This is a genomic window from Micromonospora sp. NPDC049051 (assembly GCF_043197575.1).
Lineage (GTDB): Bacteria > Actinomycetota > Actinomycetes > Mycobacteriales > Micromonosporaceae > Micromonospora.
On record NZ_JBICTL010000002.1, the window covers coordinates 306,007 to 325,936 of the forward strand.

Below are 19,930 nucleotides of genomic sequence, written 5' to 3' on the forward strand. Positions count from 1 at the left end.
ATCACCGCCGGCAGGGGGCCGGTGGCGTCAGCGCCGACGGGTCAGCGTGCGGCGGCGCGGCGGCGTCCGCCTCGCCTGGACCGGCAGGTCGACCTGCACGGCGGCGGACAGCCCGGCGAGGAAGTCGCGCATGCGCCGGCCCTGCGCCGACGGCCCGCGGGTCTCGCGTACGAAGGCGGCGCCGCCGTGGGCGATCCGGGCGTGTTCCGCCGGGCCGAGTCGCAGCGCCCGGTCCACCGCCTCGCGCAGCCCGTCGGCCGTGTCAGTCTCGGCGAACAGCAACCACGGCCGGTACTCGTCGGGTATGCCCGGCAGGGCGGTCGTCACCACCGGCACGCCGGCGGACAGGTACTCGATGAGTTTCGACGGGAAGGACCAGCGGACGAAGTCCTGGTCGACCGGGCGCGGGTTGACCAGCACGGCGGCCCTGGCCAGCCGGGGCAGCAACGCCTCCCGGGGCAGCAGCTCGGGCGGTGCCACGCGCGGGTCGGCCGCCGCCTGGTCGCGGAGCCAGCCGTCGAGTTCGCCCCGGCCGTACACCCGCAAGCGCAGGTCGGTGCCGGGCAGCGCCCGGAACGCCTCGACCAGCCGGTCGACGCCGTACGCCCGGCTCAGCCCACCGGCGTAGACCACCTCCCGGGTGCCGGTCGCGGTCGGCCGTCCCGTCGCCGCGACGGCGGGGTCCGCCGGGTTGAAGATGCCCTCCATGACGAGCCGGGGCAGGTCGGGAGCGAAGTCCTCGCCCAGCGCGTCGGTCAGCGTGACGGCCCCGGAGCAGCGGGCCAGCGCGGCGCGGACCAGCGCCCGGTCCAGCCGGCGCAGCCGCCGGACCAGCCAGCCGTCCGTGGGCAGGTCGACGCTCGGCGGGTCGGTCAGCACCGGCACCACCCGTACGCCCAGGCGACGCCCGCACAGCGCGGCGAACCAGAGGAAGGGCGAGTGCACCCCGTGCACCAGCAGGACGTCCGCCTTCCCGCCCCGCAGCATCCGCCGTCCGGTCCGCCACACGGACAGGAACCGGGTCAGGTGCTTCAGTCCGAGCAGGTTGACGAAGCCGAGCAGCCGCCCGTCGACGCCCTCCTGCCGGAACGTGCCGGAGCGGAACCGGAGCTGGCGGTTGCCCGGCCAGTTGGAGACCGGAGCCGCCGAGAGCAGCGACACGGGACAGCCTGCGGCGCGCAGACTGCGGACCAGCCCCCAGGCGAAGGTGTGGGTCTGCACCGCCATGATCGTGTCCCGGGCCATGACCTCGGCGAACAGGTCGTCCGGCACGGTGAAGCCGAGCAGGACCACCCGGACGGGGCCGCTCTCCGGCGCGGTCACCGGCGCAGCATCCGCTGGTAGACGCCGTCGAGAGCCCGGAGCATCACGTCGAGGCTGTAGCTCTCGCCGGCCACCTTGTGGCCCAGCTGCCCCAGGTGGCGCCGCTCCCCCGGCTCGTCGAGCAGCCCCGCCAGGGCCGCCGCCAGGGCGTCCGGGTCGCCCGCCGGCACCAGCCGGCCGCCGCCGGAGCGCAGCACCTCGAGGTTGCCGCCCACCGCCGACGCGACCACCGGCAGGCCGTGCGCCATCGCCTCCAGCAACGCGTTGGACATGTTCTCGTGCAGCGTCGGGAAGACGAAGACGTCGGCCGCGGCGAGCAGGTCCGGCACGTCCAGCCGGTTGCCCAGCAGCCGCACCTCGGTGCCGTCCGCGCCGGAGAGCGCCGCGGCGATCCCGGCCCGGTCCGGACCGTCGCCGGCGACGAGCAGCACCCGCCGGGCGCCGCCGACCGGCAGCCGGCGCAGGGCGTCGGCGAGGACGCCGTACCCCTTGTCCCAGGTGAGCCGGGACACCGCGATCATCGCGACGTCACCGGGGCGCAGGTCGAGCTGGGCGCGCATCCGCTCCCGGGCCGCCGTCGGGTCGCGCGGCACCGGGACACCGTTGGGGATCACACCCACGAACTTCCGGGCGTACGGGCGGAGGAAGTCCCGCCCGGCGGCGTACTCGCAGACGGTGGCGACGTGGCTGGCCATCCGCAGCGTGGCCGGCTCCGCGCCGTGCGTCAGCAGCCGCCGTCGCCAACTCCGCCCGTCGTGTCGCAGGTCGCGCACGGTGCCGTGCACGGTGACCAGGATCCGGGGACAGCCGGCCAGCCGGGCGGCGAGTACGCCGTGGAACCCCTCGTTCTGGAGTCCGCGTACGTGCACCAGGTCCGGACGCGTCCGGCGCAGCAGCCGCACCCACTCGCGCAGCAGGGACGCGTCGACGCCCCCGTTGCCGGCGTCCTGGTGCATGCGGACGAACTCGTACCGCTCGGCGAGCGGCGAGGCGAGCACCCGCTGGACGGCGGTCAGCGGCCCGTTGGCTCCGGGGCGACCGGCCGAGTGCTGCACGACGACCGGTCGGGACCGGCCGCCCGGTGGGGGCGCCCGGTCCGGACCGGGCGGCGGGGCGGACAACTCCACGGGCACTCCACTTCGACCTGGGCGGCACCGTCTGACTGCGTGATCGTTGGTGACAGTGGGAGCACGTAAAGTAACACGGACAAGTGATTACAATACGGATGACACTCCACAAAAGCGGATGGATGATATGGGAACACAGGAACCGCCTCACCCCTCAGTGCGGCCACGGGGAGATCGGAGCGACGGCACACCGAAGCTGCTGGTGGTCGGGGCGTACCGGTTCCCGCACGGGGACGCCATGTCGAACCGGCTGCTGCACCTGGCGCGCTCCGCCACTCCCGACGGCGCCACCACGGTGGTCGTCAACGACTGGCCGGCCGACGGCAGCCGTCCCGATCCCGCACCGGACCTGCCCCCCGACGTACGACTCGTCACGCTGGTCGGCGGCGGCGGTGGCCGGCTCGGTCGCTGGCTGCGTCAGCGCACCCGCCCGCTGCGGGTACTGGCCGCGCTGCGGCGGGCGGGGATACGCACCGACCAACTCGTCGGGTGTTACCTGCCACTGGGGCTGTGGACCCTCACCACCTGGGCCGTCCTGCGGGTGGCGCTGCGCTGTCCCCTGACCGTCGACGTGGTGGAGCGGCACGACCCGGAGCAGTTTCCGCACGGCCGGCTGGCTCCGTACTTCATCCGGCACCGGTGGTCCGCCCTCGTCGCCGGCCGCACGGCCGACCGGGTCATCGTCATCTCCGAGACGCTGGAGCGACACTTCCTCCGGCACGGCCGGCAGACCATGGTGGTCCCGCCGCAGGTCGACTGCGCCGGCTACGACAACCCCGCACCCCCGCCGCCACGCGACGGCCTGCGACTCCTCTACGCCGGCTCCGCCGGCCCCAAGGACCTGCTGGGTGTCGTACTCGCGGGGATCCGCCTGCTGCCCCCCGCCGATCGCGCCCGGGTCCGGCTGGTGATCGCCGGCATCAGCCGCGACCAGGCCACCGTCGCCTCCGACCTGGACGAACCCGCCCTGGCCGAACTCGGTGACCAGGTCACTTTCCTGGGCCGGCTGCCACGCCAGCGGGTGCTCGAGGAGCTGGCCCGCGCGCACTTCTCGGTGCTGGTACGACCGACCGCCGGATACGCCCGGGCGGGGTTCCCCTCGAAGGTGCCGGAGAGCCTGGCGGCCGGCTGTCCCGTCCTGCTCAACCACACCAGCGACCTGGCCCGGCACATCGTCGACGGCCGGGAGGGCATCGTCCTGGCCGGCCCCCACGCCGAGGACGTCCGGGACGGGCTGACCCGGGCACTCGCCCTCGACGAGACCCGGTGGTGGCGGATGAGCCAGCACGCCCGGGAGCGGGCCCGGTCCTTCGACTACCGGTCGTGGCGGCCGGCGGTGAGTGGATTCGTCACCGACGCCGGACGTGGGGCCGGGGCCGTGAACTCCGCCAACGCGGCCAGGTCGGCAGCCCGCAGGCGCTGATCCGGCGGATACAACTCCCGCTCGTGCGAGATGATCGTCTCGACCGGCCAGCGGAGTCGGATCACCCGCGCCGGGTTCCCGGCGACGATCGCGTACGGCGGCACCGAACGGGTGACCACGGCTCCCGCGCCGATCACCGCGCCACGACCCACGGTGACACCGTGCAGGATGATCGCCCGCGTACCCACCCAGACGTCGTCGCCGATCGTGACGCCCCGGTCGAGGTCCTCGTCCCCCGGCTGCTTACGCACCGCGATCATCGGCACGCCCACCCGGTCGATGCGGTGGTTGCCACCCCGGATGGTGACCTCCGGCCCGAACATGACGTTGCTGCCGATCCGGATGCGGCTGCGGGCGGCCATCAGCACGGGCCGGTAACCCAGGTCCACGTCCGAGCCGAGCTCGATCGTCCCGTAGGTGTAGACGCCGTCCGGGTCGAACGTCACCCGGTCCCCCCGAGCGGCGAAGCGTCGGGCCGTGGCCCACCCACGCACCGCGCGGCGCAGCCGGGTGCCAGCCGTGAGCAGGCCGTCCGCCATCCCCGCGAGGCGCCCGGCGAGCGGGCCCGGCCGACGGGTGTCGACACGCATACGCCTCACCCCTCCTTACGCGCCGCAGCGCTGTTCACGGCCGGAACGCCCTGGTCAGCGGGTTCCGACACCGTAGATCTCCCGGATCGCGGCTGCCTTCTCCTGGGCCGGCAGATGCCCCACGCGCAGCGACTTCGCCCGCATCGCCGCCAGGTACTCGTCGGTGGTGCGGATGACCCGGGCCGGCACCCCCGCGGCGACGCTGTTGTCGGGAATGTCGCGGGTGACCACGGAGCCGGCACCGATGATGCAGCGGTCGCCGATCCGTACCCCCGGCATGACGATGGTCCGGACGCCGATGTAGACGTCGTCGCCGACGCTGATCGGCGCGGTCCACTCCAGATCGGGGTGCTCCTTGCGCAGGATCAGCGTCCCCCCGTCGTGGGTGACGAACTGGACCCCGGCCGTGACGTAGACGTTGTCGCCCAGGGTCACCAGCCAGGGCTCCGAGCCGAACATGCCCCGGTCGATGCCGTAGAAGCGCACCCGCCCGCGCAGGTCGACCCCGAGCGAACGGGCGAACCCCTCCGGGTCACGGGCCGCCGCTCGCCGGTCCCGCAGGGCGGTGACGATGCCGCGCACTGTACTGAACACTCTGTTCCACCTCGGGATCGTGCGGAATGGGATCGGAAACGACGGTCAGGGCCCGGCGGTAGCCGACGAGGGCCGCCGGCAGGACGGTGGCCGCGTAGGCCACGGCAGCGGCGACGGCCACACCGGTCAGCCCCACCCGGTCGGCCAGCACGACCTTGAGCGGCACGGTGACCGCCAGACACGCCGCCCAGCCGAGGAACTGCGGCCGGAGCAGACCGATGCTGTTCTGCACCATGAACAGCGGAGCCGCCACGGCGACCAGCACCGACCAGACGGCGAGAGCGACGAGCAGCGCCCCCGGCACCGGTGCGAGTTCGGCGGAGCGCACCCAGAGGCGGAGCACCTCGTCGCCGAGGAGGACGAGACCCAGCCCGGGCAGCAGCACGACACCCGCCGACAGCAACACCATCCGCCGCGTACTGCGCCGCACCCAGCTCACGTCGCCACGGGCCAGCGCGTCGCCGTTGGCCGGCCAGAGCGGCAGGTTCACCAGGGTGACGAAGAGCGCGAGCAGGCCGAACATCCGCAGGACGACCGCGTAGTTCGCCGCCGCCTCCAGGCCGATCACCCGCCCGACGAGGAAACCGTCGATGTTGAGCACGACGGAACTCAGCACGGAGAGCGCGAAGAACCTGACCCCGAGCCGCAGCAGGCCGTGTGCCGCCGCCCGGCGTACGTGCCGTGGGCGGGGCCGCAGGGGGCGGTTCTGCCACCCGAAGTAGCAGATCGAGTTGCCCAGGTTCACCAGCGGCACGGCGAGCACGGCGGCACCGACCACCAGCACGGGAGCGGCGTCGGCGGCCACGGCCGCGAAGACCAGCCCGACCGAGACGACACTGCCCCCCGCCTGCCACAGGTTGCTCTGCGCGACCTGCTGGTGCGCGTACTGGACGCGCTGGATCAGACCCAGCGGGATGTTGGCCAGGAACGCGCCGAAGCAGAGCAGCACCACCGCCCGGGTGTCCCGGGCGACCGCCGGATCGGTGACGTTCAACAGCGTGGGCCACGGCACCGCCCGTACGGTGGCCACCAGGACCGCCAGCAGGCCGACGGCCAGCGCGCCGAGCATGGCGTAGGCGCTGGCGATCTCGCGGGCCGCCGCCTGCCGGTCGCCGGTGGCGTGCAGCCGGGCGAGCCGGGTGAGCAGCCCGTTGCCCAGCCCGAAGTCGGCGAAGAGCGCCATGCCGGTCAGCGAGGTGACCGCCATCCACAGGCCGTACCGCTGCGCGCCGAGATCATTGAAGGCGACCGGCGTGATCAGCAGCGGCGCCACGAGGCCCACCGCCTTGCCCCCGAGCGACGACGCGATGCCCGTCACCAGTGCGCGGCTGCGGGACCGGCCGGCTTCCCGGTGCGGGTCGGCGTGGCGCGGCTCCGCCGGTGCGGCGTCCTGTCGCGGTGCCGCACCCGTGGCGGCGTCGACCAGGGCCGCCGGAGCCCGGCTGGCGACCGGTGGCCGGTCGGCCATCAGACCGGCTGCTCCGCGTGCGCCTCGTACCAGCGCACCGTCTCCCGCAGCGCCTCGGCACGCGGCGCCGGCGTCACGTCGGGGAAGAGCCCGCGCAGCACCTCGTTGTCGGCGTCGGAGTGGCGGACGTCGCCGGCGCGGGGCGGGCCGTGCACCACCTCGAGGCGGCGGCCGAGCACCTCCTCCAGTTCCGCGATCAGCTCCAGCAGCGAAATCCGCGCGCCGAAGGCGAGATTCACCACGTCCGGCGCGCAGACGCGGCGCAGGACCGCGTCGACGATGACATCCGTGACGCTGCCGACGTAGGTGAAGTCGCGGGTCTGGGTGCCGTCGCCGTGCACCTGGAGCGGCCGGCCCGCCAGCGCCGCCGAGACGAACCTCGGCACCACGGCGGCGTACGCGTGGTTGGCGGCCTGGCGGGGCCCGTAGACGTTGAAGAAGCGGAACGGCAGCACCCCGATGCCGTAACAGGAGGCGTACGCGAGCGTGTAGGCCTCCGTGGCGAGCTTGGAGACCGCGTACGGGCTGACCGGCATCGGTCGCAGCGACTCCTGCCGGGGCAGGACGGGGTTGGCGCCGTAGACGGAGGACGACGAGGCGACCACGACGTGGGGGACCCGGTGGCGGCGTACGGCCTCCAGCACGCTGAGGGTGCCGGTGGCGTTGGCGTGGTGGCTGCGCAGCGGATCGTCGATGGAGCGGGGCACCGACCCGAGGGCGCCGAGGTGGACGACGCTGGCCGCCCCGCGCACCGCCTCGTCAAGCAGGTCGGGGTCGAGGATCGTCCCGGTGAACAGCCGGACCGGCAGGTCGATCAGGTTGTCCAGCGACCCGGTGGAGAGGTCGTCCACCGCGACGATGTCGGTGACGGCCGGCGCGTCGGCCAGGGCGCGTACCAGGTTGGCGCCGATGAACCCGGCACCACCGGTAACGACGATCTTCAAGATCGGTCCTCCTCGTAGGTCCCGCCCGGTGCGCCACCTGCGCGCGGGCACGGCACGTCGGCCCCTTCGGCCCGCGCCCGCCTCAACCAACGACCGGCGCACCGGCGCGTCACGCACGGTGGCACGGGCGTGACGCGGTGGTGTCTCACGCGCCCACTCCCCGCCCCGCGGTACGCCCGTGCGGAGGCCCCCGGATGTGGTGAGCTGTAGGCATGGACCGGAGCCGGCTCGGGCTGGTGCTGCATCCCACCCGGGACGTCTCCGCGGTGGTCGGCACCATCGTGACCTGGGCCGCCCGGCACCACATCGACCTGGCCGTACGCACGGAGGACCGGGACCGGGTGCCGGCCACGGTCGAGCCGCTGCCGGCGGACGAGGTGGCGGCCGGTTCCGACGCGCTGATCGCCATCGGCGGGGACGGCACGATGCTCGGGGCGCTGCGTTCGGCGGTCCGGGATCCGAAGCCGGTGCTCGGCGTGCACGTCGGCAAGCTCGGTTTCCTGGTCGAGGTGGAGCCGCAGGACCTCTCCACGGCGCTGGACCGGCTGGTCGCGCAGGACTTCACGGTGGAGAGCCACAGCTGCCTGGCCTGCGACGTCTGCGGCGACGACCTCGTCGCGTTCAACGACGTCGCGCTGATCCGCCAACCCGGTGCGGGCTTCGTCAGCGCCTCCCTCGCGGTCGACGGGCAGCAGTACGGCTACTACCGCTGCGACGCGCTGGTGGTCAGCACCCCGACCGGCTCGACCGCCTACAGCTACGCCGCGGGCGGCCCGCTCGTCTCGCCGGCCACCGAGGCGGTGGTGGTGACGCCGTCCGCCCCGATGGCCGGGATCTCCCGTGCACTGGTGCTCTCCCCCCACGAGACGGTCCGCCTGCAACTGCGCGAGGGGTCCGGGCCGGTGGCGGTGGAGGTGGACGGCATCGTCATCCGCGACGCCGCGACCGACGGCGTGGTGCAGATCCGCTACCGGCCCGACGCCGGCCTGGTGGTCCGCCTGGACCCGCGCCGCTACCAGGAACGCAACCAGCTGAAGCTGAGCCTGCTGGACCTGCCGCTGCTTCCCGAGCAGCTCCGCGAACTGCTGCCGGAGAGCCTGCGGGAGCGGCTGAACCGCCGCGAGCTGCCCCCGCCCCGCTGACCGGGCGGGGTGGGGGCGCGACCGGGCTCAGCTGCGCTCGAGCACCTCGGTGACGAGGTCCTTCGCCTCCTGCTGGATCCGGGCCAGGTGCTCCGGGCCCTGGAACGACTCGGCGTAGATCTTGTAGACGTCCTCGGTGCCCGACGGCCGGGCGGCGAACCAGCCGGACTCCGTGGTCACCTTGAGCCCGCCGATGGGCGCGTCGTTGCCCGGGGCGGTGGTGAGGGTCGCGGTGATCGGTTCGCCGGCCAGCTCGGTGGCGGTCACCTGCTCGGGCGAGAGCTTGCCGAGCACAGCCTTCTCCTCCCGGGTCGCGGGCGCGTCGATGCGGGCGTACGCGGGCGCGCCGAAGCGCTCGGCCAACTCCGTCCAGTGCTGGCTGGGGGTGCGGCCGGTGGTGGCGATGATCTCGGCGGCGAGCAGGCAGAGCAGGATGCCGTCCTTGTCGGTGGTCCAGGTGCTCCCGTCGCGGCGCAGGAAGGACGCCCCGGCGCTCTCCTCGCCGCCGAAGCCCACCGCGCCGTCGAGCAGCCCCGGCACGAACCACTTGAAGCCGACCGGCACCTCCAGCAGCGGGCGGCCCAGGTCGGCGGCGACCCGGTCGATCATCGAGGAGGAGACCAGCGTCTTGCCGACCGCCGCGGCCGGTCCCCACTGCGTCCGGGTGCGGAACAGGTGGGCGATCGCCACCGCGAGGTAGTGGTTGGGGTTCATCAGGCCGCCGTCGGGGGTGACGATGCCGTGCCGGTCGGCGTCGGCGTCGTTGCCGGTGGAGACCTGGTAGTCGGCGCGGGCGGCGATCAGGGAGGCCATCGCGTTCGGCGAGGAGCAGTCCATCCGGATCTTGCCGTCGCCGTCCAGCGTCATGAACCGCCAGGTCGGGTCGACCGTCGGGTTGACCACGGTCAGGTCCAGCCGGTGCCGCTCGGCGATCTCGCCCCAGTAGGCCACGCTCGCCCCGCCGAGCGGGTCGGCGCCGATGCGCACCCCGGCGTCGCGGATCGCGTCGACGTCGATCGCCGCCGGCAGGTCGTCGACGTAGCGGGCCAGGAAGTCGTACGACCCGGTGGTGTCGGCGGCGCGGGCCCGGGCGTACGGGACGCGCCGGACCTCCTTCAGGCCGTCGGCGAGGATGGCGTTGGCGCGGTCCTGGATCCACTTCGTGACGTCGGTGTCGGCCGGACCGCCGTGGGTGGGGTTGTACTTGAAGCCGCCGTCGTCGGGCGGGTTGTGCGACGGGGTGATGACGATGCCGTCGGCGAGCCCGCTGGTGCGCCCCCGGTTGTGGGCGAGGATGGCGTGCGACACCGCCGGGGTGGGCGTGTAGCCGTCGCGGCTGTCCAGCAGCACGCTGACCTCGTTGGCGGCGAGCACCTCGAGCGCGTCCACGGCGGCCGGGGCGGAGAGCGCGTGGGTGTCGCGGCCGAGGAAGAGCGGCCCGTCCAGGCCCCGCTCCCGCCGGTAGTCGCAGAGCGCCTGGGTGACCGCGAGGATGTGGTCGGAGTTGAACGCGTGGCGCAGGCTCGACCCCCGGTGCCCGGACGTGCCGAAGGAGACCTGCTGCGCCGGGTCCTGCGGGTCCGGGTGTTCCGCGTAGTAGGCGGTCACCAGTCGCGGCACGTCGACCAGGTCGGCGGGCTGGGCGGGCTTACCGGCCCGGGGGTGACTGCTCACGGTTCCACCTTCTGTCCCTTGCCGATCACCACGATGCCGTTGTCGGAGACGGTGTAGCGCTGCCGGTCCTTCTCCAGGTCGACGCCGATCTCGGCGCCCTCGGGCACGATCACGTTCTTGTCGAGGATGGCCCGACGGACGACCGCGTGCCGGCCGATGTCGACCCCCTCCATGAGCACCGCGCCGTCCACGTGCGCCCAGGAGTGCACCTTCACCTTGGGCGAGACGATCGAGTTCTCCACCAGCGAGCCGGAGATCACCGCGCCGGGCGAGACCATCGAGGCGACCGCCCGGCCGACCCGCTCGCCCCACTGGTGCACGAACTTGGCGGGTGGGTAGGTCAGCTGCCCGGTGTAGATGGGCCAGTCGAAGTTGTAGAGGTTGAACACCGGGTGCACGTTGATCAGGTCCATGTGGGCGTCGTAGAAGGAGTCGAGCGTCCCCACGTCGCGCCAGTAGCCGCGGTCCCGGTCCGTGCTGCCGGGCACCTCGTTGTCGCGGAAGTCGTAGACGTTGGCCTCGCCGCGCTCGACCAGCATCGGGATGATGCTGCCGCCCATGTCGTGCTTGCTGGTCTTGTCCTCCGCGTCGCGTTCGACCGCCTCGCACAGGGCCTTGGTGCTGAACACGTAGTTGCCCATCGAGGCGTAGATCTGGTCGGGCGCGTCGGGCAGGCCCACGGCGTCGGTGGGCTTCTCGCGGAACGCCCGGATCCGCCGGCCGTCCTCACCGACCTCGATGACGCCGAACTGGTCGGCTGTCGACAGCGGCTGGCGGATGCCGGCCACGGTGACGCTGGCGCCGGAGGCGATGTGGTCCTCCACCATCTGCCGGGGGTCCATCCGGTAGATGTGGTCGGCGCCGAAGACGATCACGTGGTCGGGCTGTTCGTCGTGGATGAGGTTGAAGCTCTGGTAGATCGCGTCGGCGGAGCCGGCGAACCACCACGGGCCACGGCGCTGCTGTGCCGGCACGGGGGTGACGTAGTTGCCGAGCAGGGTCGACATCCGCCAGGTCTTGGTGATGTGCCGGTCCAGCGAGTGGGACTTGTACTGGGTCAGCACGACGATCTTGAGATATCCGGCGTTCGCCAGGTTGGACAGGACGAAGTCGACCATGCGGTACATCCCGCCGAACGGGACGGCCGGCTTGGCCCGGTCCGCGGTGAGCGGCATCAGGCGCTTACCTTCTCCGCCGGCCAGGACGATCGCGAGCACCTTGGCAGCCATGTCCAGACGCTATCCATCCCCGTGGGACTTCACCACTCGTACGGGCACACTCCTGCACTAGGGTGCAGGGGATGACGGCATCCGCACCGCTTCGCGTCGATCTGCTGACCCGGGAGTACCCGCCGGAGGTGTACGGCGGCGCCGGCGTGCACGTGGAGTACCTGGCCCGTGAACTGCGTCGACTCGCCGACGTGCGGGTGCACTGCTTCGGCGCGCCGCGCACCGGGCCGGGAGTCACCGCGTACGCCGAACCGGCGGGCCTGACCGGCGCGAACGCCGCGCTGCGGACGATGGGCGTGGACCTGGAGATGGCGGCGGCGTGTGCCGGCGCCGACGTGGTGCACAGCCACACCTGGTACGCCAACTTCGCCGGGCACACCGCGAAGCTGCTGCACGGCGTGCCGCACGTGGTGACCGCGCACAGCCTGGAGCCCCTGCGGCCGTGGAAGGCCGAGCAGCTCGGCGGCGGCTACGCGCTCTCCTCCTGGTGCGAGCGCACGGCGTTCGAGGCCGCCGACGCGGTCATCGCGGTCAGCGAGGGGATGCGCCGCGACGTGCTGGCCGCCTACCCGGCGGTCGACCCGGACCGGGTCCGGGTGGTGCACAACGGCATCGACACGGCCCAGTACGCCCCGGACCACGGCACGGACGTGGTGGACCGGCTCGGCATCGACCCGGCCCGCCCCAGCGTGGTGTACGTGGGGCGGATCACCCGGCAGAAGGGCCTGCCCTACCTGCTGCGCGCGGCGCGCGACCTGCCGGCGGACACCCAGCTGGTGCTGCTCGCCGGGGCCCCCGACACCCCGGACATCGCCGCCGAGGTGGAGGGCCTGGTCGCCGAGCTGCGGGCGAACCGCTCGGGCGTGGTGTGGGTGGCCGAGATGCTGCCCAAGCACGAGGTGATCCAGGTGCTCACCCACGCCACGGTCTTCGTCTGCCCCTCGGTCTACGAGCCGATGGGCATCGTGAACCTGGAGGCGATGGCGTGCGAGACGGCGGTGGTGGCCACCGCCACCGGCGGCATCCCCGAGGTGGTCGCCGACGGCGAGACCGGGCTGCTGGTGCCCATCGCGCAGGCCACCGACGGCAGCGGCCGGCCGCTGGACCCGGACCGCTTCGTGGCCGACCTGGCGGCGGCGATGAACGAGGTGCTGGCCGACCCGGCCCGCACCGCCGACCTCGGCCGGGCCGGGCGCAAGCGCGCCGTCGCCCACTTCTCCTGGGACGCCATCGCCGCCCGCACCCTCGACCTCTACCGCTCGCTGCTGGCGTAACGCCGACCACCGGAGACCCGTGGTGGGTGACGCGGCCACCGTGCTCTACGACCCCGCCGACCCCACCGGGATCGTGCGCGACGTACGCATCGGCGACGACACCGTCATGGCGTGGCTCGGCGTCATCCTCGCTGTGGCGTGGGGTGTGGGCGGCGGCGTCTTCCTGTGGCGTACCTGGTCGATGTGGCGCGAGAACGCCGAGGACTGGCGCTCCGGACGCCACTTCGCCTGACGGCCAACGGGGCTCAGGTGACGCCGAAGGTGGTTCGTGCAGGGCGTCGGCCGGCGGGCCGCGCGGCCTCAGCCCGTCGGGGTGATCAGATCGAGCCTCGGGAAATAGGTGCGGTAACGGGCGCCGTCGCGGGTGAGCAGCCGGTACCCACACACCGCGGCGTGCGCCCCGAGGTAGAAGTCGGCGATCGGCGATCGCTTGGCCCCTCCCTGGGACCGATATCTGGCGTAGGCCTTCCCGGCCAGGAACCCGGCCGGGTAGGGCAGTTCCTCGCGGAGGAAGTCCGCTGCGGGAAGCGCCTCGTCGAACTCCTCGATGGTGTCGAACCGCACGGAGACCTCGGCGTAGACGATCGGATTGATCACCAGGGCGCCGGTGTCCCGAGCAGCGGCGAGGGCGTCACTCGACCAGCCCGCCCAGTTCGGGTCGTCGGTGAAGATGTCGAGCAACACGTTCGTGTCCACCAGCGTCGTGGCGGAGTCGGCGGGCCGCGGTGCCAGCGCGCGGAGACGCTCACTCCCCACGTAGCAGCTCCATCAGCTCGTCGGTGGACATACCGCTGGTCTGCTTCGCACCGCCGCGCCCGCGCATGTGCCGGACCAGGCGCTGGCCCCTGGTCTCCGCGCCACTCACCCGGACGATCCGCAGCGCACCCCCCTCCTCCACGACGTCGACCTCGTCGCCCTCGTGCAGCCCGTGTCGGGCCCGCAACGCGGCCGGGATCGTGACCTGGCCCTTGCTGTTGAGTTTCATGACGCCCCCCTCTACCACGTAATACAAACGATACGTGTCGGAGGTGGATTCGGGCAGGCTGCGAGACGGGCTCAGGTGACGTGCAGGGCGGCTGCGAGACGGGCCAGGCCGGCGGGAGCGGCGGCGTACCGGGCCACGGTGGCGACGAGGTCGCGCGCCGCCGGCCGGTCGTGCACCTCGCTGTGCGCGGTGCGTTCGGCGTCCAGCAGCGCCCGCCCCGCCCGGACCATGTCGCCGGCGAGCGCGTGTACGCGGGCCACGTCCAGCAGGTACGCCGCCCGGTGCTCGGGCGGCAGCCACCGCCACTGCTCACCGGAGACGAGGCGTTCGTGCCGTACCGTCGCCGTCCGCACGTCACCGACGGCGGCCTCGGCCACCACCCGCGCCGCCTCGACCGACGCCCGGCCGGAGCCGCCGCCGACTACTGCCGCCGCCTCGGCCTGGTCCAGCAGGGCGGCCACCCGGCGCTCGTCTCCCCGGCCGGCAGCGGCGAGGGCCGCCTGGAGCAGCAACGTCACGCGCAGCGACGGGACACCGTCACCGCCCGGCGGGAGGGCACCCTCGGCCGACCCACGCGGCGGCGGTTCACCATCGACCGACCCAGGCGAGGGCAGGGCACGCTCGGACGGCTCGGACGGGGGCAGGGCCGGCTCGGTCGACTCGGTCGGCTCGGGCGGCGGGAGACGGCGGGCGGCCACGAGCGCCGTCTCCATCGCGGAGCGCCGCCGGCCGACGGCCCGCAGCGCCTGACTCAGCGGTACGGTGGCGACGGCGGCCAGCAGCGCATCGTCCGTGGCCAGCGCCACGGCCGTCCCCCGGTCGGCGGCCAGCCACGCCAACTCCCCCTGGCCGACCTTGACCAGCACCAGAGCGACGAGCCCGTACACGGACACCAGCAGCTCGTCGGCGACCCGACCGGGGCGGGCGACCCGCGCCTCGCGGGCGGCGTCGAGCAACCCGGGCAGCAGGCCGAGCAGCATCGGGTACCGGGCGTGCCGGTAGCTCTGCCCGGCATGGTCGAGACGGGCCCGCACCTGCGCGACGTCGGGCGGCCGGGACGACGCCTCGACGTGGTAGCGGGCCAGGGCGGCCCGGACCCGCGCCACACCGGCGACGGCGACGTCCGGTTGCCCGATCCGCTCCGCGAGCAGGACCTCCATGTCGATCCGCAGCGCCTCGGCGACCTCCCGCAGGTTGGACATCCGTTCCAGCGGGCGTACCCCGCGCTCGACCTTGTCCACCCAGCTCTTCGACTTGCCGAGGCGGTCGGCGAACTGCTGCTGGGTCATGTTGCGCCGCACCCGCCACTGGGCGACCCGCCGGCCCACCGGCAGGCCGGTCACCGTCGGCCCGTCCCGCTCACCGCAGGATCCCGACCGCGACGAGCACGAGTACGAGCAACGCGACCGTGAGGCCGTAGGCGTACTGGCGACGGGTGAGCGGCGCGCGCCGCGGGCGGGGCGGACAGGGCACCTGATCCCCGTCGGGGTGTCGAGGGCGGGCACCCGGGACGGGGTGCGCCGCCGGCAGCGGCCCGTCAGGCGGACGCTCCTGCATGGTGAGCCTCCTCGCTGGTGAGTGAGGGTCCAGTTCAGGGCGGGGCAGCACGGGGACCACCCCGCCCTGCGGAAGAGGCGCTCCGCTGCTGACGAGAGGACCTCTGGGTCAACTTAGAGTGCAGTGAGTACAGAGTCAACTCTGAGTGCACTGAGTGTCATGTTGGGTGGCATGCTCGATGGGCTGACGAGAGGCGGCCCGCCATGCCCCGACAACCCTTGTACGAGCAGGTCATCGACGACGTGATCCGCTCGATCCGATCCGGCACCCTGCAACCCGGAGACAAGCTGCCGTCCATCGCGGAACTGTGCGAGCAGTACCGCGCCAGCCCGACGCCGATCAGGCTCGCCCTCCGAATCCTCGATGAGCGGGGCTGGATCGAGGTGCACCAGGGCAAGGGCTCGTTCGTGGCGCCCGAACCGCCCGCCTGAACTCCACTCTCCCACCCCCTGGGCATAGCGTTCCGAGTCTCGGGACAGTGGTAGATCTTGGTAGGAAACGGCCCTTGGAGGGGCCATTTCGTACCAAGGTCCAGAGCGGTCGCCACGCCCAATCACCGGGCACCGGCAGTTCGGGTGGAGGGAGCGCGCCGCCTCCCGTACCCGCTTGAGGAAGTCGCCGCCCTCGTTGGCGGCGCAGGGATCGGGGTTGAGCGCCTCCCGCGCGGTCGCCACTCGCGTCGACCCGCAGTCGCGCCGCGGCGGCGATGGCCGTGACATCCGCCCCACCGCCCCCGACCCGCACGCGGCACCTCGCGGACGCCGGCGCCGCACTCCTCGATGGCGCCTGGAGTTGCGCGAGCCAGTCCTTCGCGTCATCGCCCATGTCCTCGTTGCCGGGGTCCGGCCACCACCGGCCGAGGATCCCGGTCGAGGGTCATGACCTGCGGAGAGACCCCGGGAGCGATTATTGACGCTTCCCGCCATAAATGATTCACTGGTCGCATGGTCTCGCCCACCCCTCCCGCGCGCCGACGTGGCCGTCCGACCGTGCTCGACCCCGAAGCCGTCGGCATCGCGGCCCTGCGGCTGTGGGCGGAGCACGGCTACGACGCCACCGGCTGGGACGACATCTCCGCGGCCACCGGCATCAGCGCCCGCACCCTGATGCGGCACTTCCCCTCCAAGGCCGCGCTCGCCTGGGTGGGTGTGCCCGCCGCCACCCGGCGACTCACCGAGGCGTTCCGGGCGCTGCCCCTCGACGCCGGGCTGTCGGACGCCCTGCGCACCGCCGTGGTCGCCTCCGTCTCCGACGATGTGCCCGTGCTCAGCGCCGGCGGGTACTGGATGCGGATCGTCGCGGAGGAAGCCGAGCTGGCCGAAGCTTCCGTGCGAGCCTATGCGCCCTGGACCGAGGCCCTCGCCCGCGAGATCGCCCGGCGCCGGCCGGGCGCACCGGAGGCGATCTACCAGGCCATCGCCACCGCCTACCGCGAGGCGGCCCAGGCGGCGCTGTACGACTGGGCCCGCAACGGCGCTGCCGGTTCACCCGCCCGCGCCGTCGACACGGCGCTGCGATGGCTAGACATCCACATCACCGCACCCGAGGACATCCCGTGACGATCCCGGCCCCTGCCCCTGACCCGCTCGCCCCTGCCACGCTCGGCCCGGTGCGCCTGCGCAACCGCGTCATCAAGTCCGCCACCTTCGAGGGTGCGACACCGGACGCCCTGGTCACCGACCGGCTGATCGAATACCACACCGCCGTCGGCCGGGGCGGCGTCGGCATGACGACGGTCGCCTACATCGCCGTCGCGCCCGAGGGACGCACCGAACGCGGGCAGCTCCACTGGCGGCCCGAGGCGCTACCCGGGCTACGCCGGCTCACCGAAGCCGTGCACGCCACCGGGGCCAAGGTCAGCGCCCAGATCGGGCACGCCGGGCCGGTGGCGAACTCCCGCTCGAACGGGCTGCCGTCGCTCGCGTCGTCGGCACGGTTCAACCCGCTGGCGATGGGCTTCGACCGCGCCGCGACCCACGACGACATCCGCCGCATCGTGCACGCCCACGGTTGGGCTGCCGCGTCCGCCCGCGACGTCGGCTTCGACGCCGTCGAGGTGCACCTGGGCCACACCTACCTGGCGGGGTCCTTCCTGTCGCCGAAGCTCAACCGCCGCCGCGACGAGTTCGGGGGTTCGCTACGTAACCGCGCCGACTTCCCGCGCCGGATCCTGGCCGCCGTCAGGGAGTCCGTGGGCGACGACGTCGCCGTCATCGCGAAGATGAACATGGCCGACGGCGTACGCGGGGGGTTCGACCTCGACGAGTCGATCCCGTTCGCCCAGATGTTGCAGGCCGACGGGCACCTGGACGCCCTCGAACTCACCGGCGGGTCCTCGCTGCTCAACCCGATGTACCTGTTCCGGGGCGACGTTCCGCTCTCCGCGATGGCCGCGGCCCAGCCGCCGCTGCTGCGGCTCGGCATGAAGCTGTTCGGCCGGTTCCTCTTCCACGACTACCCCTTCGAGCCGCTCTACTTCCGCGACCTCGCGCTCCAGTTCCGCCGTGAGCTGTCGATGCCGCTGATCCTCCTTGGCGGCGTGACCGACCTCGACGGGATGCGGACCGCCATGGATGACGGCTTCGAGTACGTCGCGATGGCCCGCGCGCTGCTGCGGGAGCCCGACCTGATCAACAAGATCCAGCGCGACGGCACCGCCCGATCACAATGCACCCACTGCAACCTCTGCGCCGCCAGCATCTTCACCGGCACCCACTGCCCCCTGGACATCGAGGGCAGCACGACGCTCGTCAACGCCGGCACTCGGCCCGTCGCCCAGTAGGAGGACGTCCCCATGTCCGTACCCCGGCAACCCCGGTCGACGACCGTCGACCTCATCGTGATCGGCTCCGGCACCGGCCTGGCCGCCGCGCTCAGCGCCCACGAGGCCGGCCTCTCCGTCGTGGTCGTGGAGAAGTCGCGCTGGGTCGGCGGCTCCACCGCACGCTCCGGCGGCGCCTTCTGGATCCCCGCCAACCCGGTGCTGGCCGCCGAAGGCTCCGGCGACACGCCTGAGCGCGGCGCCGCGTACCTCGAGGCCGTGGTGGGCGGCTCCGCGCCCGAGGAGCGCTGGCGCAGCTTTCTCGACCATGGCACCGCCACGATCGAGATGCTCACGCGCACCACCCCGATGCGGTTCCTCTGGGCCCGGGGCTACGCCGACTACCACCCGGAACTGCCCGGCGGCACCGCCGTCGGGCGCAGCTGCGAGTGCCGCCCACTCGACCTGAAGATCCTCGGCGCCGACCGCGCCCGCCTGCGTCCCGCCGTCCTCTCCGCGCCCGTGCCCATGCCGGTCACCGGCGCGGACTACAAGTGGCTCAACCTGATGGCGAAGACACCCGGCCGCGCGCTTCCCCGCATCATGACCCGCGTCGCCCAGGGAGTCGGGGGCCTGCTGTTGGGACGCGAGTACGCCGCCGGTGGGCAGGCGATCGCCGCGGGCCTGTTCGCCGGGGTCCGCCGCGCCGGCATCCCGGTCTGGACGGAGACGGCGTTGGAGCGTCTCCTGGTCGAGGGGAACCGGGTCGTCGGGGCCGAGCTGCGCCACGGAGAGACGACCTGCACCGTGCGCGCCAGTCGGGGGGTCGTGCTCGCCACCGGCGGCTTCGACCACGACCTGCCGCTGCGGCACGCCCACCACCACCCCGAGCTGCGGGACTGGAGCCTCGGCGCGGACAGCAACACGGGCGACGGGCTACGCGCCGCCCAGCAGGCGGGTGCCGCCACCGACCTGATGGAGCAGGCCTGGTGGTTCCCCGCCGTCGCGCCGGTGGGCGACGGCACGCCGCAGGTGCTCCTCGCCGAACGGTCCCTGCCCGGCTCGCTCATGGTGGACGGCACTGGCCGCCGGTTCGTCAACGAGTCCAGCGACTACATGACCTTCGGCCAGACGGTGCTCGGCATCGCGCGCGACGGCGGGTCGCTACCGACCATGTGGCTGCTCTTCGACCAGCGGTACCGCAACAGCTACGTGTTCGCCGGGGCGCACTTCCCACGGGCCCCGCTGCCGAAGTCCTGGTACGACGCGGGCGTCGCGCACCGCGCCGACAACCCCGGTGACCTCGCCCGGTCGATGGGCGTCGACGCCGACGCGCTGCGCGCCACCCTGGCGCGGTTCAACCAGCTGGCAGCCGCCGGCATCGACGACGACTTCCAGCGCGGGACCAGCGCCTACGACCGCTACTACGGCGACCCGACGGTGACGCCCAACCCCAACCTGAGGCCCTTGTCCGGCACCCTCCACGCCGTCGAGGTCGTCCTGTCCGACCTGGGCACCTGCGGCGGCATCCGGGCCGACGGCTTCGGCCGGGCGCTGTCCGACGCGGGAACCCCCGTGCCCGGCCTGTACGCGATCGGCAACGCCGCCGCCAACGCCTTCGGCCGCACCTACCCCGGGGCCGGCGCCACCATCGGCCAGGGCCTCGTCTACGGCTACATCGCCGGGCGGCACGCGGCAGGCAAGCTTCCCGCCGCCAACACTCGACCGACCAGCTAGCAATTCGTCGCGATCGTCGAGCCCGGGGGCCACGTCGTGTCAGCATCCGACGAGACGGAGCAGCCAGGTCCCACCGGCCGATGGCGAAGTGGAAGGGAACGA

Annotated in this window: 20 protein-coding genes; 8 read left to right on the forward strand and 12 right to left on the reverse strand. The window is 73.1% G+C overall.

The annotated features are described in order from the left end of the window. Positions 1-27 precede the first annotated feature (27 nt). Together ACGFIR_RS08700 and ACGFIR_RS08705 are read right to left on the reverse strand one after the other, a co-directional pair. Positions 28-1,323, reverse strand: a complete 1,296-nt coding sequence (locus ACGFIR_RS08700; protein ID WP_393143998.1) for a glycosyltransferase family 4 protein — start codon at positions 1,321-1,323, stop codon at positions 28-30. Further along, entirely contained in the window at positions 1,320-2,450 is a 1,131-nt protein-coding gene (locus ACGFIR_RS08705; RefSeq protein ID WP_393144000.1) for a glycosyltransferase family 4 protein, read from the reverse strand. Before ACGFIR_RS08705 ends, ACGFIR_RS08700 begins: the two co-directional genes overlap by 4 nt. A gap of 238 nt (positions 2,451-2,688) precedes the next feature. Between ACGFIR_RS08705 and ACGFIR_RS08710 the strand changes: the two genes are divergently transcribed. Further along, the gene (locus ACGFIR_RS08710) at positions 2,689-3,873 is read left to right on the forward strand and encodes a glycosyltransferase (protein ID WP_393144002.1); all 1,185 of its coding nucleotides are present in this window, start codon (positions 2,689-2,691) and stop codon (positions 3,871-3,873) included. Here ACGFIR_RS08710 and ACGFIR_RS08715 read toward each other — a convergent pair. Genes ACGFIR_RS08715 through ACGFIR_RS08730 form a run of 4 tightly spaced genes read right to left on the reverse strand, consistent with a single transcriptional unit; the run spans position 3,765 to position 7,469 of the window. Then, complete coding sequence (locus tag ACGFIR_RS08715; protein ID WP_393144004.1) at positions 3,765-4,463, reverse strand: acyltransferase; 699 nt, start codon at positions 4,461-4,463, stop codon at positions 3,765-3,767. The two genes, ACGFIR_RS08710 and ACGFIR_RS08715, sit on opposite strands and share 109 nt — an antisense overlap. A gap of 54 nt (positions 4,464-4,517) precedes the next feature. Continuing rightward, a complete protein-coding gene (locus ACGFIR_RS08720) occupies positions 4,518-5,057 on the reverse strand; it encodes a DapH/DapD/GlmU-related protein (protein ID WP_393144006.1) in 540 nt (179 codons plus the stop codon). Beyond that, the gene (locus tag ACGFIR_RS08725) at positions 4,996-6,525 is read right to left on the reverse strand and encodes a lipopolysaccharide biosynthesis protein (protein ID WP_393006099.1); all 1,530 of its coding nucleotides are present in this window, start codon (positions 6,523-6,525) and stop codon (positions 4,996-4,998) included. Before ACGFIR_RS08725 ends, ACGFIR_RS08720 begins: the two co-directional genes overlap by 62 nt. Beyond that, entirely contained in the window at positions 6,525-7,469 is a 945-nt protein-coding gene (locus ACGFIR_RS08730) for an NAD-dependent epimerase/dehydratase family protein (protein WP_393144008.1), read from the reverse strand. Before ACGFIR_RS08730 ends, ACGFIR_RS08725 begins: the two co-directional genes overlap by 1 nt. Positions 7,470-7,681: 212 nt before the next feature. On the opposite strand from ACGFIR_RS08730, the gene ACGFIR_RS08735 reads away from it, so the two are divergent. After that, on the forward strand, positions 7,682-8,611 hold the full coding sequence (locus ACGFIR_RS08735; RefSeq protein WP_393006103.1) for an NAD(+)/NADH kinase: 930 nt from the start codon (positions 7,682-7,684) through the stop codon (positions 8,609-8,611). A 27-nt stretch (positions 8,612-8,638) separates the two neighbouring features. Here the strand turns inward: ACGFIR_RS08735 and pgm are convergent, their stop codons facing one another. Beyond that, positions 8,639-10,285, reverse strand: a complete 1,647-nt coding sequence (pgm, locus tag ACGFIR_RS08740; RefSeq protein ID WP_393144010.1) for a phosphoglucomutase (alpha-D-glucose-1,6-bisphosphate-dependent) — start codon at positions 10,283-10,285, stop codon at positions 8,639-8,641. Continuing rightward, positions 10,282-11,514: a glucose-1-phosphate adenylyltransferase gene (gene glgC, locus ACGFIR_RS08745; RefSeq protein ID WP_393006107.1), complete on the reverse strand. Its 1,233-nt coding sequence runs from the start codon at positions 11,512-11,514 to the stop codon at positions 10,282-10,284. Before glgC ends, pgm begins: the two co-directional genes overlap by 4 nt. A 71-nt stretch (positions 11,515-11,585) precedes the next feature. On the opposite strand from glgC, the gene glgA reads away from it, so the two are divergent. Next, the gene (gene glgA, locus ACGFIR_RS08750; protein ID WP_393144012.1) at positions 11,586-12,788 is read left to right on the forward strand and encodes a glycogen synthase; all 1,203 of its coding nucleotides are present in this window, start codon (positions 11,586-11,588) and stop codon (positions 12,786-12,788) included. A 22-nt stretch (positions 12,789-12,810) separates the two neighbouring features. Further along, positions 12,811-13,020, forward strand: a complete 210-nt coding sequence (locus ACGFIR_RS08755) for a hypothetical protein (RefSeq protein WP_393144014.1) — start codon at positions 12,811-12,813, stop codon at positions 13,018-13,020. Positions 13,021-13,088: 68 nt separating this feature from the next. Here ACGFIR_RS08755 and ACGFIR_RS08760 read toward each other — a convergent pair whose 3' ends face one another. The 4 genes from ACGFIR_RS08760 to ACGFIR_RS08775 form a co-directional block, all read right to left on the reverse strand. Continuing rightward, the gene (locus ACGFIR_RS08760) at positions 13,089-13,544 is read right to left on the reverse strand and encodes a type II toxin-antitoxin system VapC family toxin (protein ID WP_393144016.1); all 456 of its coding nucleotides are present in this window, start codon (positions 13,542-13,544) and stop codon (positions 13,089-13,091) included. Beyond that, complete coding sequence (locus ACGFIR_RS08765) at positions 13,534-13,773, reverse strand: AbrB/MazE/SpoVT family DNA-binding domain-containing protein (RefSeq protein WP_327027552.1); 240 nt, start codon at positions 13,771-13,773, stop codon at positions 13,534-13,536. The genes ACGFIR_RS08760 and ACGFIR_RS08765 overlap by 11 nt, the downstream gene beginning before the upstream one ends. Before the next feature lie 71 nt (positions 13,774-13,844). Continuing rightward, complete coding sequence (locus ACGFIR_RS08770) at positions 13,845-15,116, reverse strand: helix-turn-helix domain-containing protein (protein WP_393144018.1); 1,272 nt, start codon at positions 15,114-15,116, stop codon at positions 13,845-13,847. A 16-nt stretch (positions 15,117-15,132) separates the two neighbouring features. Beyond that, positions 15,133-15,330, reverse strand: a complete 198-nt coding sequence (locus tag ACGFIR_RS08775) for a hypothetical protein (RefSeq protein WP_393144019.1) — start codon at positions 15,328-15,330, stop codon at positions 15,133-15,135. Between the two features lie 203 nt (positions 15,331-15,533). On the opposite strand from ACGFIR_RS08775, the gene ACGFIR_RS08780 reads away from it, so the two are divergent. The 4 genes from ACGFIR_RS08780 to ACGFIR_RS08795 all read left to right on the forward strand — a co-directional run bounded on the left by ACGFIR_RS08780 (position 15,534) and on the right by ACGFIR_RS08795 (position 19,828). Next, a complete protein-coding gene (locus tag ACGFIR_RS08780; protein WP_393006119.1) occupies positions 15,534-15,761 on the forward strand; it encodes a winged helix-turn-helix domain-containing protein in 228 nt (75 codons plus the stop codon). 558 nt (positions 15,762-16,319) lie between these two features. Then, entirely contained in the window at positions 16,320-16,889 is a 570-nt protein-coding gene (locus ACGFIR_RS08785; protein WP_393144021.1) for a helix-turn-helix domain-containing protein, read from the forward strand. Further along, positions 16,847-18,112 (forward strand): NADH:flavin oxidoreductase, encoded by a 1,266-nt coding sequence (locus ACGFIR_RS08790; protein ID WP_393144023.1) that lies wholly within the window; start codon positions 16,847-16,849, stop codon positions 18,110-18,112. Before ACGFIR_RS08785 ends, ACGFIR_RS08790 begins: the two co-directional genes overlap by 43 nt. A gap of 12 nt (positions 18,113-18,124) precedes the next feature. Beyond that, on the forward strand, positions 18,125-19,828 hold the full coding sequence (locus tag ACGFIR_RS08795; RefSeq protein WP_393144025.1) for a 3-ketosteroid-delta-1-dehydrogenase: 1,704 nt from the start codon (positions 18,125-18,127) through the stop codon (positions 19,826-19,828). Positions 19,829-19,930: the final 102 nt, after the last annotated feature.